The organism is Streptomyces sp. NPDC002156 (assembly GCF_053593675.1).
Genome location: NZ_JBSFDA010000007.1, coordinates 112,038 through 127,670 on the forward strand (window position 1 = coordinate 112,038; position 15,633 = coordinate 127,670).

General features: G+C 72.1%; 15 protein-coding genes. 8 read left to right on the forward strand and 7 right to left on the reverse strand.

The features are described 5' to 3' along the window. Window positions 1–20 precede the first annotated feature (20 nt). Window positions 21–746 carry a hypothetical protein gene (locus ACWCRB_RS05780; protein ID WP_450994827.1) on the reverse strand — a complete coding sequence of 242 codons (726 nt, stop codon included), beginning with the start codon at window positions 744–746 and terminating at the stop codon, window positions 21–23. 126 nt (window positions 747–872) lie between these two features. Between ACWCRB_RS05780 and ACWCRB_RS05785 the strand changes: the two genes are divergently transcribed. Beyond that, window positions 873–1,700: a nucleotidyltransferase domain-containing protein gene (locus ACWCRB_RS05785; RefSeq protein WP_450994828.1), complete on the forward strand. Its 828-nt coding sequence runs from the start codon at window positions 873–875 to the stop codon at window positions 1,698–1,700. A gap of 246 nt (window positions 1,701–1,946) precedes the next feature. Continuing rightward, the gene (locus tag ACWCRB_RS05790; RefSeq protein WP_450994829.1) at window positions 1,947–3,818 is read left to right on the forward strand and encodes an FUSC family protein; all 1,872 of its coding nucleotides are present in this window, start codon (window positions 1,947–1,949) and stop codon (window positions 3,816–3,818) included. A gap of 458 nt (window positions 3,819–4,276) precedes the next feature. Here the strand turns inward: ACWCRB_RS05790 and ACWCRB_RS05795 are convergent, their stop codons facing one another. Further along, window positions 4,277–5,227 (reverse strand): endonuclease/exonuclease/phosphatase family protein, encoded by a 951-nt coding sequence (locus ACWCRB_RS05795; RefSeq protein ID WP_450994830.1) that lies wholly within the window; start codon window positions 5,225–5,227, stop codon window positions 4,277–4,279. 189 nt (window positions 5,228–5,416) lie between these two features. Here ACWCRB_RS05795 and ACWCRB_RS05800 point away from each other — a divergent pair, with 189 nt between their 5' ends. From ACWCRB_RS05800 to ACWCRB_RS05810, 3 genes are all read left to right on the forward strand, one after another. Further along, window positions 5,417–6,781, forward strand: a complete 1,365-nt coding sequence (locus ACWCRB_RS05800) for an amidohydrolase (protein ID WP_450994831.1) — start codon at window positions 5,417–5,419, stop codon at window positions 6,779–6,781. A gap of 89 nt (window positions 6,782–6,870) precedes the next feature. Continuing rightward, entirely contained in the window at window positions 6,871–7,512 is a 642-nt protein-coding gene (locus tag ACWCRB_RS05805) for a DUF899 domain-containing protein (RefSeq protein WP_450994832.1), read from the forward strand. Between the two features lie 166 nt (window positions 7,513–7,678). Beyond that, window positions 7,679–7,852 (forward strand): hypothetical protein, encoded by a 174-nt coding sequence (locus tag ACWCRB_RS05810; protein WP_450994833.1) that lies wholly within the window; start codon window positions 7,679–7,681, stop codon window positions 7,850–7,852. A gap of 6 nt (window positions 7,853–7,858) precedes the next feature. Here ACWCRB_RS05810 and ACWCRB_RS05815 read toward each other — a convergent pair whose 3' ends face one another. Both ACWCRB_RS05815 and ACWCRB_RS05820 read right to left on the reverse strand, forming a co-directional pair. After that, window positions 7,859–8,311, reverse strand: coding sequence for a hypothetical protein (locus tag ACWCRB_RS05815; protein ID WP_450994834.1), 453 nt, complete (start codon window positions 8,309–8,311; stop codon window positions 7,859–7,861). Beyond that, window positions 8,302–8,985, reverse strand: coding sequence for an ATP-binding protein (locus tag ACWCRB_RS05820; RefSeq protein ID WP_450994835.1), 684 nt, complete (start codon window positions 8,983–8,985; stop codon window positions 8,302–8,304). The genes ACWCRB_RS05815 and ACWCRB_RS05820 overlap by 10 nt, the downstream gene beginning before the upstream one ends. Before the next feature lie 223 nt (window positions 8,986–9,208). On the opposite strand from ACWCRB_RS05820, the gene ACWCRB_RS05825 reads away from it, so the two are divergent. The 3 genes from ACWCRB_RS05825 to ACWCRB_RS05835 all read left to right on the forward strand — a co-directional run bounded on the left by ACWCRB_RS05825 (window position 9,209) and on the right by ACWCRB_RS05835 (window position 11,307). Then, window positions 9,209–10,069: a helix-turn-helix domain-containing protein gene (locus ACWCRB_RS05825; protein ID WP_450994836.1), complete on the forward strand. Its 861-nt coding sequence runs from the start codon at window positions 9,209–9,211 to the stop codon at window positions 10,067–10,069. 110 nt (window positions 10,070–10,179) lie between these two features. Beyond that, on the forward strand, window positions 10,180–10,395 hold the full coding sequence (locus ACWCRB_RS05830) for a DUF397 domain-containing protein (RefSeq protein WP_105973954.1): 216 nt from the start codon (window positions 10,180–10,182) through the stop codon (window positions 10,393–10,395). 108 nt (window positions 10,396–10,503) lie between these two features. Further along, on the forward strand, window positions 10,504–11,307 hold the full coding sequence (locus ACWCRB_RS05835) for an SAM-dependent methyltransferase (RefSeq protein WP_450994837.1): 804 nt from the start codon (window positions 10,504–10,506) through the stop codon (window positions 11,305–11,307). A gap of 29 nt (window positions 11,308–11,336) precedes the next feature. Here ACWCRB_RS05835 and ACWCRB_RS05840 read toward each other — a convergent pair whose 3' ends face one another. The 3 genes from ACWCRB_RS05840 to ACWCRB_RS05850 all read right to left on the reverse strand — a co-directional run bounded on the left by ACWCRB_RS05840 (window position 11,337) and on the right by ACWCRB_RS05850 (window position 15,417). Further along, entirely contained in the window at window positions 11,337–12,041 is a 705-nt protein-coding gene (locus ACWCRB_RS05840) for a fused DSP-PTPase phosphatase/NAD kinase-like protein (protein ID WP_450994838.1), read from the reverse strand. 158 nt (window positions 12,042–12,199) lie between these two features. Continuing rightward, the gene (locus ACWCRB_RS05845; RefSeq protein ID WP_450994839.1) at window positions 12,200–13,126 is read right to left on the reverse strand and encodes a hypothetical protein; all 927 of its coding nucleotides are present in this window, start codon (window positions 13,124–13,126) and stop codon (window positions 12,200–12,202) included. Further along, on the reverse strand, window positions 13,123–15,417 hold the full coding sequence (locus ACWCRB_RS05850) for a PEP/pyruvate-binding domain-containing protein (protein WP_450994840.1): 2,295 nt from the start codon (window positions 15,415–15,417) through the stop codon (window positions 13,123–13,125). Before ACWCRB_RS05850 ends, ACWCRB_RS05845 begins: the two co-directional genes overlap by 4 nt. Window positions 15,418–15,633 lie beyond the last annotated feature (216 nt).

Genomic DNA, 15,633 nt, shown 5'->3' on the forward strand with positions numbered 1-15,633 from the left:
CACCTTGGCGGTGGACCCGCTCATTGATCGTGCGTTTGCCTCTCGCACTCCTGTTCAAGTGGTGGATACGCCTCCGCGATGGCCGCGTAGATCCGTCGGCGGAGCAGTTCCTCGGCCTCGGCCCGGCCGGAGTCCCGCTCGCCTCCCGGCATGCCGTCCAGGAGTTGGTGGTAGTGGCTCATCCGGTGCCGTAGATAGTCGACCTTCCAGGGGGCGAGAGAGGCCCAGCCCGTGCCCTGCGCGGAGTCGTCGTCGGTCAGTTCGATCGGGCCGCCCGCCGCCGCCTCCCGTCGCGCCCGGTGTTCCACCGCCCGCAGCGCCAGCTTGCCCGGTTCCAGCCGTGGTACCTCGATCGGCTCCGTCCTGATCCGCTCCAGGATCTCCAGCCGTCGTCGCCGTACCGCGTTCCGCACCGCCTCCGACCGCCGCGCCGATGACTCCGACACCCGCTGGAAATCGTCGCTCAGCTCAGCCGTCTCGACCCGCTCGGCCCGGTACAGCCGGACCTGCGGTGCCGCCCTGAGCCGTGGATTGACGCTGAGGCGGTCCGGCGCCCCGAGCAGCCGGTGCACCATCCCTCCGGTCCACCCGCGAGCCCGCAGCCCCGCCAGGGAGACGTACCGCTGTCCGTCCTCCTCGTGGTCGTTCTCATGGTCGTTGCTGGGAGGGTCCTGGTGTTCCCGGCCCTTCCCGTGGCTCTCCCCGTGACTCTTCTCGTAGCCCCGATCGCCGGCATGGCAGGCCATCGCTACCTCCCCCGTAGCTCTGTCGTGACGCTCTGTGACGACATCTCCTATTGAAGCGCCCACCACTGACAATCACCCGAGTCGCACCGGTGCGGACTGCGGTGTTCCTGCCGCAGGCTGGAGAACATGCCGACGGACGACCAGGACTTCGCCGACCAGAACCTTCTCGACCGGACCCTCTCCGACCAGGCTTTTCTCGACCGGGTCGCCGATCGTCTCGCCGACCTGCCCGCCGTCCGGGCCGTGGCCCTCGGCGGCTCGCGTGCGCAGCACACCCATCGGCCCGACAGCGACTGGGACCTCGCCGTGTACTACCGGGGCGCCTTCGACCCCGCCGACCTGCGCGCGGTCGGCTGGGCGGGCGAGGTGTCCGAGATCGGCGGTTGGGGCGGCGGGGTGTTCAACGGCGGGGCGTGGCTGACGGTCGAGGGGCGGCGGGTCGACGTCCACTACCGGGAACTCGACGCGGTCGAGCACGAGTTGGCGGAGGCCGAGGAGGGACGGTTCCGGGTGGAGCCGCTGATGTTCCACCTCGCCGGGATCCCCAGCTACATCGTCGTCGCCGAGCTGGCGGTGAATGAGGTGCTGCGGGGCCAGATACCCCGTCCGCCGGCCTACCCCGAGAGGCTCCGGCACACAGCCCGCGAACGCTGGTACGGCACCGCCCGCGCCACGCTCGCGTACACGCGGGCCAACCACGCGCCCCAGGACCGCCGTACGGAGGTCGCGGGCGCCATCGCGGTCGCCGCCATGCAGACCGGGCACGCGGTGCTGGCCGCGAAGGGGGAGTGGGTGACCAACGAGAAACGCCTGCTGGAGCGGGCGGGACTGCGGGGCGTGGACGACATCATCGCCTCACTCGGCGATCCCTCCGAGCTGGCGAGCGCACGTGCCGTCGACGACGCCGAGCTGCTTTTCGGGGTTGCGGACCGGAATACGGGCACTCGCAAATAGCCCGTCAACTCAACAGCCCTTCGGCCCGAGTGCCTGGCCGGGTCCCTGGCCATCGTCCCCCTGGCCCTCGTCTCGCCCTCCGTCCGCCCTTGCGTTCATAAAGAACGCGGCTTTCCGGCGAACCGTCACTTCCCCGAAATACTTGCGGCCCACCTCCTCCAACACCCCGATCTACGGTGGACAGCACAGCCCGGCCATCGTCGCCCGAAGGCATCGCACCCCCGCCCTCGTCACGACAGGAGCCCCGTGTCACGCCCCAGCAGTACGCGCCCGCGTTTCGCTCTGCCGCCCTGGCTCGCCCACGCGCTGCGCGCCCAACGCGGACCCGTGCCCTGGAACGCGGTCGTCCGGGGTGCCCTGTCCGCCGGGCCGCTGCTGCTGGCCGGCGTACTGGCCGACCGCACCTCCCTCGGTGTCGTCGCCGCGCTCGGTGCCATGCTCGCCGGGATCAACGACCGCCCGGGCAGCCGACGTTCCTCCGTCAGGCGGCTCGGCGTGCCCGCGCTGGCGGGGGCCGCCGGACTGGTCGTCGGGACGTACGCCGGACAGCAGTTCGGAGCCGTACCGCTGACCCTTGTCCTCACCGCCCTCGGGCTCCTCGCGGGCGGTATCAGCGCGATCGGGCCCGTCGCGTCCGGCGCCGGTACGCAACTGCTCGTCGCCGCCGCCATCGGGGCCGGGATGCCGCTGCCCGAGCCGGGCTGGGAACGGGCGCTGTTCTTCGTCGCGGGCGCCGGCTGGCTGCTCGCCCTGCGCCTCGCGCTGCCCACGCCCGGCGCCACCGCCGGTGACTTCCGCTTCGACGGCGAACGTGCCGCCGTCGCCGCCGTGTACGACGCCGTCGCCCACCTCCTCGACGCCGCCGGAACCGACGAGGCCGGCCCGCGGCGCGTCGCCCTCACCGCCGCCCTCGACCACGCCCAGGACGCCCTCGGCGGGCCCCGGCTGCGCCGGTACGCCACGTCCGCGGACGAGCGACGACTGCGCACCCAGTACGCCGCCGCGCTGCCCCTCGCCGAGGCCGCGACCGCCCTCGCCTGGAGCGGGGACGCCCTCCACGCGCGCGTGGCCGAAGGGCCCCGGCGCCTCGCCGCCGCCGTACGGACCAACACGCACACCGGGCCGCTGCCCGCCCCTGCCCGCTCCGCGCCGGGGCTGCGCGCCCTCGACGACGCGCTGCTGCACGCCGCCGACGCCTTCGACGGGGGCGGCCACACGGAGGACCTGCACAAGCGGGGCCGTTCCGTCGCGGCCCTGCTGCGCACGGCCGTCGACTCCGGCGGGCGCGAGTACGGGCTGCGCGTCGCGCTCTGCTTCGGGGCCGGCGCGGCCGTCGCACAGGCGACGCACCACGAGCACTGGTACTGGATCCCCGCCACCGCGGTCTTCCTCGTCAAGCCCGACCTGGGGCCGCTCGTGTCACGCGTCCTGTGCCGGGCGGCGGGGACCGTCCTCGGGGCTGTCGTCTTCGCCGGGTTCGCCGCCGTACTGCCCAGGCCCGAGGGGCTCGTCGCCCTCGTCGCCCTGAGCGGCGCGCTGATTCCCGTCGCCACCCGGCACTTCGCCGCCCAGACCGCCGTCGTCACGGTGCTGGTGCTCGCCCTCGTGATGGTCGGCGGGGAGCCCCAGGCGTCGTGGAGCCGGATCGTCGAGACCCTGGTGGCCTGCGCGATCGTGCTGATCGTGGGGCATCTGCCGATGCCCGGGCAGCGCGGCGGGGGCGTGAAGGCGCGACTGGCGCGGGCCGCCGAGGCCGCGCAGGCCTACCTCCAGCATGTGATGAGCGGCTCGGACGACCGCCAGGCGCGCTGGGTGCTGCGCCGCGAGGCCTATCGCGCGCTCGCCGAGGCCCGTACCGCCATCGGGCACTCCGCGGCCGAACTGCCAGCCCTGGCACGGCACACCGAGGGCACGGAGGAGGTCGCCTCCACCCTCGAACGACTTGTCGACACGACGACCGCCTGTGCCGTGCACCTCGACGACACCGGCCGTCTCACCCGCCGGCACACCGAACACCTCACCGAACTCCTGGACGAACTCGCCGAGCGGCGCGAGCGCGCGGGGCTGCGCATGCGGGTGCGGGCATCGGGGGTGGGCGAGACGCCTCTCGCGGGCTGAGCACCACTTCGCGTCGGTCGACCCGTATCCACATCCACACGGGGGTGTGGTGCGAGCCGGATGGGCCTCGGCGGGCTGCGGGTGCGGGTGTCGGGGGTGGGTGAGGCGCTTCTCGCGGGCCGAGGGAGGCTTGACGTCGGTCGATCCGTATCCACATCCACACGGGGGTGTGGTGCGAGCCTGGTGCGCCTCGCCCGGGCTGCGGATGCGTGTCCCGCGCGCGGGTGAGACGCCCCTCGCGGGCTGAGGACGAGACGCCACCCACGTCGGCCGAGGGCGGCTCCGCGTCAGCGAATGTGTGTCCCGCGCGCGGGGGAGACGCCACCTACGTCGGCCGAGGGCTGCTCCGCACGGACGGCGTTCGCCGGGTCCGCGCCGTGGGTCTTGGCGAATGTGTGCCCCGCGCGCGGGCGAGACGCCACCCGCGTCCACCCGCGACCGCCGGGGGCAATGCCGCGTCAGTCGATCCGCACCCACACCGGCGCGTGGTCCGAGCCCGGTGCGCCGCGTCGGGCCTCCGGGTCCGGGCCGATCGAGGGGAGGGCCGGCGCCCCGTTTCCGGGCAGGCCGGTGCCCGCCTCCGTCGTGCGGCGGAGCAGGTGGTGGCTCAGGAGGACGTGGTCGATCAGCTCGGGGCGGCCCGAGTTGATCCGCGAGTAGCGCTGGTCGGCCGGAATGAGCGGGGCCACGTCCCACAGGCGTGTCGCGTCGCCCTTGTCGTCATGTTCGTAGCCGGGTGTGCCGATCTCCGAGCCGGGCGGGCCGAGCAGGATCTGGGTGGTCGCCGCCCGCACCTCGTCGTTCAGGTCGCCCAGGACCGCCACGTCCCGCGTGCGGCCCTCGCCGGCCAGCAGATCGTCGGCGAGGGCCCGCAGCGCGGTCGCCTCGGCGGCGCGCCGGTACAGGGCGTACGCGCCGTACCGGGCCCGTTCGCCCTCGTCGAGCGGGTGGAAACGGCCGTTCGGATACGACAGCAGCTTGGACTTCAGATGGGCGACGGCCGCCCGCACCGGACCGCCCTCGGTGTCCGCCTCCACGGCCATGAAGCCACGGCCTGCCACCGAGACCTCCAGGCCAGAGTCGTCCACCTGCACCGGACGCAGCTTCTCCGGGAACGCGTTCGTGTCGGCGAGCACCTCGAACGCCAGACGGCCCAGGAAACCGACCCGGATGCCCCGGCTGTCCGGGAGCCGCGAGGTCGCGAGGCTCCAGCCGCTGCCCAGCAGGTCGATCAGATCGTGCAGCGCCTCGACGTCCCCGACCTCCTGGACGGCGAGCAGCGCCGGGTCGAGTTCCGTGATCACGGCGGCGAGAGCGGCGAGCTTCGCCTCGTACGCCGCCTCGTCCTTCGGGCCGAACGGGCCGCCCGGGCGGTAGAGGTTCTCCAGGTTCCAGGTGGCGATGATCATGCCGGGCTCCCCCTCAGGTCCAGCGACTTCCAGTAACTTCCAGCAACTTCCGGCACGTTCCGGTGAGTTCCGGACGTTGTGTCACGTTGTGCGTCCAGCGTGCCCGCGCCGCCGCCCCCGGCGACAGAGCGGCGCGGGGATGCGCGGTTCACGTCGCCCACCGGTACGAGCGCGTCGTACGGTGGCCGTATGACGCCTTCTCCCGCCGCTCCGGCGGATCTCGTCATCACCGGCTGCACCGCCCTCCGCCACACGGGCGCAGACGAACGGATCGAGTTCGCCGAGGACACCTCGATCGTCGTACGCGGAGGGGTCATCGAGACGATCGGCGTGGGCGTCGATCTCCCGGACGCCGTCGAACGCATCGACGCGCGCGGGCAGGTGGCCATGCCCGGGCTCGTCAACTGCCATACGCACGCCCCAATGGTCGCGCTGCGCGGGATCGCCGAGGACCTGCCCACCGAGGAGTGGTTCAACGACGTCGTCTGGCCGATCGAGTCCAACCTCACCGCCATCGACGTGGAACTGGGCGCGCGGCTCGCCTGTGCCGAGATGATCCGCGGCGGTGTCACCTGCTTCGCCGACCACTACTTCTCGATGGACACCGTCGCCGCGGTGGTCGAGGAGTGCGGGATCCGCGCGCACCTCGGTGAGGCGTACTTCTCCTCGCAGGGGCCTCAGGGGCGCGAGAAGTCGCTGGAGTTCGCGCTGCGGCACCGGGGTGGTGCCGGAGGCCGCATCACCACGGCCCTCGCCCCGCACGCCCCCTACACCGTCGACGACGCCGATCTCGCCGCCACCGCCGACCTCGCCCGTGAACACGGTCTGCCCGTCCACATCCACGCCGCCGAGAACCGCGACCAGACCGACGCCAGCCTCGCGCGCCACGGCCGCACCCCGATCGAGGTCCTGGCCCGCACCGGCGTCCTCACGGGCGGCCTCGACGTCCTCCTCGCGCACGGCACCGGCATCGTCGAGCGTGACCTCCCAGTCCTGGAGCGCACGAACGGACGTACGGCCGTGGCGACCGCGCCCCGCGGCTACCTCAAGTTCGCCTGGCCCACGACCACTCCGGTACGCGCCCTGCGCGAGATCGGTGTCCCCGTCGGGCTCGCGACGGACGGCGCCGCCTCGAACAACTCGCTCGACGTGTGGGAGTCGATGGCGCTCACCTCGCTGATCCAGAAGTCGACCGAGGGCGACCCCCGCTGGCTGACCTCCCGACAGGCCCTGCACCACGCCACGCTGCAGAGCGCGCGGGCAGTGGGACTCGGCGAGCGGATCGGCAGCCTGGCGCCCGGCCGGAGGGCCGACATCGTCCTCGTCGACCTCACCGGGCCGCACACCCAGCCCGTGCACGACCTCGCCGCCACCCTCGTCCACAGCGCCCGCTCCTCGGACGTGCGTACGACGATCGTCGACGGCCGTGTCCTCATGCGCGACCGCGAGCTGCTGACCCTCGATGTGCCGGGCATCGTCCGGGAGTTGGGGGAGCGGCTGCCCGCCCTCGTCGACCGGAGCCACGGAAAGCGCATCCAGGAGTACGACACCTGAAAATCCCTCCCGCGCGGCGATGAGTTCCGCGCGCCCCGCCGGTCCACCCCTGAGAACGGACCGTTCCACAACGGGGGCCTGGAGGGGCGATGACACTTCCGCGGATCGTTTCGCGCGACGAATGGCGGGCGGCACGCGAGGCGTTGCTGGTCAAGGAGGAGGTCGTCACGCGCGCGCGTGACGCGCTGAACGCCGAGCGGCGCGGGCTGCCCATGGTCGCGGTCGACGAGGAGTACGTGTTCGAGGGCGGCGACGGCAAGGCGACGCTGCTCGACCTCTTCGAGGGCCGCCGTCAACTGGTCGTCCACCACTTCATGTTCGCCCCCGAGTGGGACGCGGGCTGCGCCGGCTGCTCGGAGTTCCTCGACAACGTCGGTCACCTGGCGCACCTGTGGGCCTGCGACACCTCGTTCGCGGCCGTGTCCCGGGCGCCGTACACCCGCATCCTGCCGTTCAAGGCGCGCATGGGATGGGCGGTTCCCTGGTACTCGTCGTACGGCAACGACTTCAACCGCGACTTCCTGGTGACGTACAGCAGTGCGGGGGAGGTCGTCGAACGGTCCGGCGTGAGCTGCTTCCTGCGGGAGCGCGACCAGGTCTTCCACACGTACTCGGCGTACGGACGCGGACTCGACGGCCTCGGCTCGGCCACGAGTTTTCTGGACCTCATGCCATTGGGGATGCCCGACGGCCACGCGCGCGTGCGGCGTCACGACGAGTACGAGGACTGATGCGGAGGGTGACAAAAGGGGTGCCGGAGGATGTAACAGGGTGAGGTGATCCTCACATCTGCCGGTGAACGAGTGTCAACTACGTCTCAGTACGGTCACTCGGCGAGGCCTTTTCCCCATGATGAGCGTTTAACTCTACGAGATCAGCGCTACATGGAGGTGCAGGGTGAACGGGCGAAAGGTGCTCGAACGCTTTCCCGCCGGCGGACCGCGCGGTTCCTGGCCGGCCGAGGAGTTCGCACAGGCGTGCCGTCTGGCGGGCCAGCCGGCGGAGGTCGTCATGGACCTCGCGACGGACACGTTCCTCGTGATCGTCCGGGGCGGGTCCGCGGGGGAGTGAAGGCGCTCAGGCGCTGATCGGCCTCGACCACGTGGGAATCGTCCCCGTCACCTGACACAGGGCCAGGTAGAGCGGTATCGGCGGGGTGTACGGGAGGGTGTCCGCCGGGCGGTGCATGAGCGGCGGGACGCGCGGGGCGTCGAGGAGCACCGCTCCCGTGGCGTAGTGCGACGGGGCCGGCCACTCCAGGGCGTAGTCGGAGTCGGCGGGCACCAGCCACCACCAATGGCCCTCATCGGCGTACACACAGCCCACGCGCGGGAGCCGGGGCAGTACCCGGGGGCCGAAGCGGGCGGGTACCGCCACCGCGTCGCAGCCCAGAGGGGCGGTCATGCCGTCCGGTATCGGAAGGCGCAGGGGAGTTCTCGGACGGGGTGCGCTCTGCAGGTCGCGCTTCATGCGCACCAGCGTGTCCAAGCTGACGACCCGGCCCCCCGCGGACGTACCCCTCACACCCATTCGGCCTCTGTTCCTGTCCCCGTCGTCGCGTGGCGTTGAAACCGGTGCCGCCCGTGGTGCCCGTTCTCGGGCTGTGTGTCGTCGGCGGGCTCCGGTTCCGGGTCGCCGGGCGTGCCCGGGCGGGGCGGTGGCGCGCCCCAGCCGAGGTCGCCGCGGGCCGCCATGCCGTCCTGGGCGTCCGCGGCCGCGTCGGCGCGACGGGCGAGTTCCGCCCAGACCAGCAGGCCGGGACCGTGCTCCTGGGCCCCCCAGGCCCTGCACATGGCCTCGACGAGGAGCAGCCCCCTCCCCTGCTCGTCGTCGGGACGCTGCGGCGACTGATGGGGCACGCCGGGGGCGCAGCCCTCGTCACGCACGGCTATGCGCACCAGCTCGTCGTCGTCGTGCAGCTCGCAGACTATGTGGCTGCTCGCGGTGTGCACGATGGCGTTGGTGACCAGCTCGGTGACGACCAGAGCCGCCGTGTCGCAGGTGTCCTCGCAGACCGACCAGCCCGTGAGCCGGGCACGCGTCAGGCGACGGGCCTGCGCGGGCGAGCCCGGATGGGCGGCCAGCTCGAAGCGGAACCGGCGCTCGGCCGCCGTACCGGGGCGCAGCGAGGCTGCGGACCCGGGACCGGAGCGGTCCGCGGCGGCGTCTGTTCCTAAGGGCGGGGACGGGATCACGCTTGCCACTATCTCCCCGCCGTGAACACTTGGCAAGTGTCACTCTGAAAAATGCAGAGTGCGGTGTGACGGAGTGGAACGGCGTGGCACACTGCTCGCAACAGCACGCGGAGCGGCGCCAGTTGGGACTTTCGGCAGGTTTTCGAATAAACCTTCGAACAGATTCCGGTTTGGCGCCGCCGGGCTGTCAGGAATCTTCACCGGGTGTGCCGGTGCTCGATGGAGGTGGAGCGTGAGCGAACCGCGGTCCGCGCCGACGGTCGGACAGGTCGTCCTCGGCCGGCGACTGCTGGACCTGCGGGAGCGTGCGGGCCTGCGGCGCGAGGAGGCCGCGCGCATCCTCCGGGTCGCCCCGGCCACCGTCCGTCGTATGGAGATGGCCGAGGTCGCGCTCAAGATTCCGTACCTCCAGCTCCTCCTGAAGTCGTACGGCGTCTCGGACGACGAGGCCGAGGCGTTCGTCCAGCTGGCGGAGGACGCCAACCAGCCCGGGTGGTGGCAGCGGTTCCACGACGTGCTGCCCGGCTGGTTCTCCATGCACGTCAGCCTGGAGGGTGCGGCGAGCCTCATCCGCCAGTACGAGCCCCACTTCGTCCCCGGACTGCTGCAGACCGAGGAGTACGCCCTTGGTGTCCTGAAATCGGGCGCCATCGGCCAGACCAGACCCGAGGACATCGAGCGCCATGTCGCGCTGCGCATGGAACGCCAGGGACTGCTCACTCGCGACGGAGCCCCCCGGCTGTGGGTCGTGATGGACGAGACCGTCCTGCGCCGCCCGGTGGGCGGACCGGAGGTGATGCGTGCGCAGATCGACAAACTGCTCGAAGCCACGAACCTGCCCAACGTGACGATCCAGGTCGCGCCCTTCGCATCGGGGCCGCACCCGGGCACGTACGGGCCCTTCGTGCTCTTTCGTTTTGCCGTGCCGGAACTCCCGGACATGGTCTACAGCGAGTACCTGACCGGCGCCATCTATCTGGATTCGCGCACCGAGGTGGCAACCCACCTGGAGGTCATGGACCGCATGGCGGCTCAGTCCGCTACAGCACATCGCACGAAGGAGATCCTCCGGGATCTCCGCAAGGAGCTCTGAATCTCTGCATGGATCGCATGACGTCCAAGGCCCGGATACGCCACGAGCGAATCAATGAGCTGACCACTGAACGGGTCACCGAGCGGGCGAGCGCCCGTATCTACAACGGTATGCCCGCCGGCGAACTGGGCAGCGAGGGCTGGCACAAGCCGTGGAGCGGCGGCAACGGCGGCAACTGCCTGGAGGCGATGAAGCTCGCCGACGGCCGGATCGCCCTCCGCCAGTCCACCGACCCGGAGGGACCGGCGCTGATCTACACCACCGACGAGATGCTCGCCTTCATCGAGGGCGCCAAGGCGGGAGAAGCGGACTTCCTCCTGTCCTGACAGCTGTTCCCGGGGCTCGTTCCCGGCCCTTTTGTTCCTATGTTCTTCACTTGGTGCTCAGTTGATCAATTGCCACGCAAGACCCCGAAGAGACTTACGGAGTTCGTCATGACCGGGCAGCCCTCCATCGAGATCGACACCAGCAAGCCCCATCCCGCGCGGATGTACGACTGGTATCTGGGCGGCAAGGACAACTACCCGGTCGACGAGGCGATGGGCCGGCAGATGCTCGCCCTCGACCCGCGCGTGCCGGTGATGGCCAAGGTCAACCGCGCCTTCATGCACCGCGCGACGCGCTGGCTCGCCGGGCACGGCGTCCGGCAGTTCCTGGACGTCGGCACCGGCATCCCGACCGAGCCGAACCTTCATCAGATCGCCCAGGAGATCGCGCCCGACGCGCGGGTCGTCTACTGCGACAACGACCCCATCGTGCTGGCCCACGCGGCGGCCCTGCTGCGCGGTACGGAGGAGGGCGTCACCGAGTACCTCCAGGCCGATGTGCGCGACCCGGACGCCATCATCGAGGGCGCGAAGGGGATCCTGGACTTCGAGCGGCCGATCGCGCTCTCCCTCGTCGCCCTGCTGCACTTCGTCTCCGACGAGGACGGCGCGCACGAACTGGTCGGCCGACTGCTGGCCGCACTGCCCGCAGGCAGCTACCTGGTGATGACCCACGCGACCGCCGACTTCACCCCGGAGGAGTCCGCGGCCGCCACGGCGAAGCTCAAGGCCGCGGGCGTCACCCTCGCCCTGCGTTCCCGCACCGAGTTCGCCCGCTTTTTCGACGGCCTCGACCTGATCGAGCCCGGCGTCGAGGTGGTCGACAAGTGGCACCCGGAGCTGGGCGAGCCGGTCCCGGGCCAGGAGGACGGCGTGATTCCCGGGTACGGGGCGGTGGGCCGCACGTCCTGACGGGGAGCAGCGAGTGGTGGGTTACGGGTTCACAGCCACGACCACATGCGGCGCGGCGCGTCCACCAGCCGGCTGACCGCCACGACCGCGAGCGGCGGCTGCTCCGCTTTGTCCTTGCCGAGGCTCAGCCCGTAGTAGATCTGCTCGATCGACGGCGGTCCGACCGCGAGGTTGCGCCAGACCGCCGCCGACGGCGACTGCTTCTCGGTCTGGACGAGATACGCCGCGGCCATCGTCCCCGTACGGCCGACGCCGGCACCGCAGTGCACGAACACCGGCCCGGACGACGAGGCGACGACGTCGAGGAATCGCTGCACCTGCTGCTCCGTGGGCGTCTGCCCGTCACGGATCGGCAGGTGTACGACGTTCAGCCCCGCCTTGGCCGGTTCGGCGAGCTGGGCCGCGCTCAGGTCCTCGGCGCGCAGATCGACGACGGTGGTGATGCCGACGCCCGCCAGCGCCCGGTAACCGGCCGGCGAGGGCGCGGCGCCGCGCCACAACCGCCCCTGGGAGTCCACGCGTTCGAAGTGGTGGACGCCCTGGACCGTACTGGTCCCCGGCTGTGCCGGTGTCTCCTCGCCGATCCAGTGCGACACGGCCAGGATGCCGAGCGCGCCTGTGGCCCACAGGACGAGGTAGCCGATGACGATTCTGCCGAGGATCCGCAGGATGCGGCGGACCGCAAGGTGGCTACGCAGCGGTAGTGCGGGCGGGGGAGCGGTGATGACAGCCATGATGACCCGGGGAGGTTGGAGGCGGGGGCGCGTTCGTACGTTCGTTTCAGGGGACGAGAGCGCTCTGCATCGTAACCCGGGCCGCTGACAGCGGAGCCTTTACGTGACGTACGACTCCTTTCTGTGTATATATTCCATTTACCCTGATTGCGGTGCCCTTAGTCGCCGTCCGTGTCCACATCTCCGATACCGACGACCGTGAGGTGCGCGCGGTCGAGGGCCGCGTCCTCCAGGCAGCCGCGCAGCCGCATCCGGTCGTGTTCTGCGAGCGCCGGCCGGACCACACCGGCGAACACCCCATCACCGAGATCGCCGAGGGTCGCCCGGTTGAGCGGCACGGAGGTGGAGTCCCGGCACTGTTCCCAGACCTGGTGCGCGGCCAGGGAGCGCCGCTCCTCGGAGATGACACTGCCGCTGCCGCGCAGATCGACCTGGACGAGGACGGAGGTCGCCCGGCTGTCGGCGTCCGCCTTCTGCTCACGGGTCTGGGTGAGGTCCGCGAGCCCGCCGACCAGCGCGCCGAGCAACGCGACGCCGACCACAACGACGGCCGCCGCCCGCGCGACCTGGCGCGGTGAACGCCGGCCGCCCGCCGGGGGCAGGTCCTCCAGGTCGCCGTCGGCCGCCGGATCGGGCGCGGTCAGGACGGCCAGCCGTCCGGCGAGCCGCCGCTCGGCGGGCTTGGCTGTGACCGACGCGACCCGCTGCACCAGCCAGGCGAGGCCGGACAACAGCACACCTGTGACCATGAGCACCGGCACGAAGACGTAGGTGCGTTCGGCGGGCTCGTCCAGCCAGCGGAACCGCCCGGCGCCCTGCCGGGCCGGCGACTCCCTCAGCCGGGCCAGCACGTCCTGCTGTCTCTGGCCGGACTCCCGTACCTGGTCCTGGGTCTCGCGCATCTGCTCCTCGATCCGCGCGAGCCGCCCGATCAGCATGATCCCGAGCAGCATCACCTCGACGACGAGCAGCAACACTCCGCACAGGACCGCCCGCTGCCACTGCCAGCGGTAGAGGTAGATGACGACGTAGGTGCCCGCCCCGGCGGCGGCCAGCCATGCGAACACATAGGCGATTCGCCTCATCGTCCGACCTCCGTCCCGGTCTCGTCCCCGGTACGCACCTCGCCCGTGGTGCCGTCGATCGTGAGGCGCGTGCCCGTTACGAAACGGCTCACGGCGTCCGTCGCGCCGACGACCGCGGGCAGCCCGAACTCCCGCGCCAGCACGGCCAGATGGGACAACGGGCTGCCGGTCTGCGCGACCAGTCCGGTGAGCCCCGGCAGCAACGGGGCGAGGGCGGGATCGAGCGTGCGGACGACCAGCACCGCGTCCGCGGGCGGGGTCCCGGTGCCGTCCCAGACGGTCCCGGCGGCCCGCCCGCCGGACACACCCCGGCCGCCGTCTCCGGAGGTGTCGGTGCTCCGCTCGGCGACCACCGTCCCGTCCTCGGCGACCCGGAAGGAATCCGGCAGCGGGGCGGAGACGGGCTGCGGCTGCCTCTTCCGCACGTCCTCGGGCAGGGGCCCGCCCTCCAGCGCGGTCATGAACTCCGGCCACCGCAGCAGTCCGACCCGCGCACCGTCGTCCAGCCCTCCGCGTACGACGAGCCTGCGCGCCCCCTCCCGGACGAGCCGCACCTGGAGCTCCTGCACCCACCGGACACGCAGCCGGAGCGCCTCACGAGGGGGGAGTACGGGCGCGGCGGCGGTCGGCTTTTCGGCGGGGTGCCGGAAGGGGCGGATGACGGTGACGGTCGCCGAACGCGGGTGCTCGTCCGCGTCGGGACGGTGTCCCGCGCGCGGGGTGCCGTTGAGGCCGCCCTCCTGTGCCGACGCCTGCGGCGCCGCCGGAAGCCGGATGCGTCCGCGCAGGCTCGGTGCGGTCAGGGCCAGGACCACCGGCTCGGCGGTCACGACGTGCTCGTCGGGCAGCCCCTGGGCGCGGGCGTCCGCGAGCGCTGTGAGGGCGGCACCGGCGGCCGTACGGCTGCTGCCTGCCCTGCCGCCCGGCTTCTCGTGCAGCAGCGCACCGGCCAGCGCCTCCTGGGCGTGCAGCGCGACCAGCGTCGTACGCGTCCAGCGCAGGGTGGACGCCAGTCCGGTCGCCGGGATCTCGGCGGGCGGCGGGGTCTCGGCCAGCCGGCGGTCGACGTCCGCCACCAGGTCGACGGCGAGCCCGGGCAGCGCCGAGGCCAGCCGTCCCGTCCGCCAGGCGGCGGCGAGGCGGCGCCCGCCCGGCGCCGGGTTGAGCAGCGCGAGCCAGCGGTGCCGGGGCGGAACAGCGCCGAGCAGCTCCAGATCCGCGGCGGCCCGTCCACCGACCGCGGTGACCACCGGCACGGCACGCAGCCGGCGCCGGGATGCGGTGCCCCCGATGTCGAGCGCGGCGGCGAGCCCGCGGGCCATCGGGGCCACCCACAGGTCCTCCTCCAGTGGCTCCAGCTGGTCCGGCAGGGTCTCCGCGACCGGGCCGGGGCCCAGCAGCCGGGCCCCGCGCGAGGGGCGGACGGCCATCGCGGTGATCGGGCGGCTCTGGAACAGCCACAGCTGTCCGTGGTCGTCGAACCCGAACTCGATGTCCTGCGGCCCGTCGAAGACCTTGCGGGCCTGCTGCGCGAGGCGGGCCAGCCGGCGCAGTTCGAAGGTGCCGAGGAGCGGCTCGGCGTCCGCCGGTTCCGTACGCAGCATGCGGCCACGGGGGCTCAGCCAGTAGTTGGTGCCGGCCTGCTCCCCGCTGACCAGGCTGTCGGGGCCGCCGCGCACCGCGCTCACCAGCATCCGGTCGGCGCGCCCCTCGACGGGGTCGGCGCCGAACATCACGCCTCCCACGCGCGCGGTGAGCATCGGCTGGACCAGCACCGCCATCGGTGCGGGGGGCTCGCCGGGCCGGTGCGCGGAGTCGAGCACGGTCCGCACCGCCGCGAGGAAACCGGCCCAGCCGCGGACATCGAGAACGGAGGCGAACTGGCCCGCCAGGGACGACTCGTCCGTGTCCTCCTGCGGTGAGGAGGACCGGACGACGAGCGGACGCTCACCGCCGTCGGAGAGCGCGTCCCAGGCGTGGCGCAGCGCGGACAGGTCGCCGGTCAGGGCGTCGGCCGGGCCGTGGGCCTCAGGGACGGACGCGGGGTGCGGTATGACGAATCCGGGCAGTACCGGCAGTCCGGCACGGGCCGCGCGGGCGAGGTTGGCCGCCTTGGAACCGGAGAGCAGGGGGAGTGCGGCGGAGGGCTGGTCCAGGGGGACGGCTTCCCTGCCGTGCGTCCCGACCGGGTCGAGCAGGCCGTGTGCCCCGACCGCGTTCAGGACCGCCCCGCCGCGGGGGTCGTCCCCGTCGCGCGCGCCTTCTCCGTGACGTTCATCGAGCGTCGTCATAGAACACCCTCCAGGACCGACCGCCAACAGGGGGGACGCGTAGGGTTGGCCCTGCGCCTGACGACGGAACGAAGGATTTTGGCGGCAGGCCCGTGGGGCCTGTCTCCTGCGTCAATGATCCCACCGGCGGCTGTATTCCACGTCTGCTGGAAGCCGTTTTCCGGCCGTCGTGAATAAGGTCACCCAGAGCAACCAAGTGCTGGCCGGTCGCGTTGT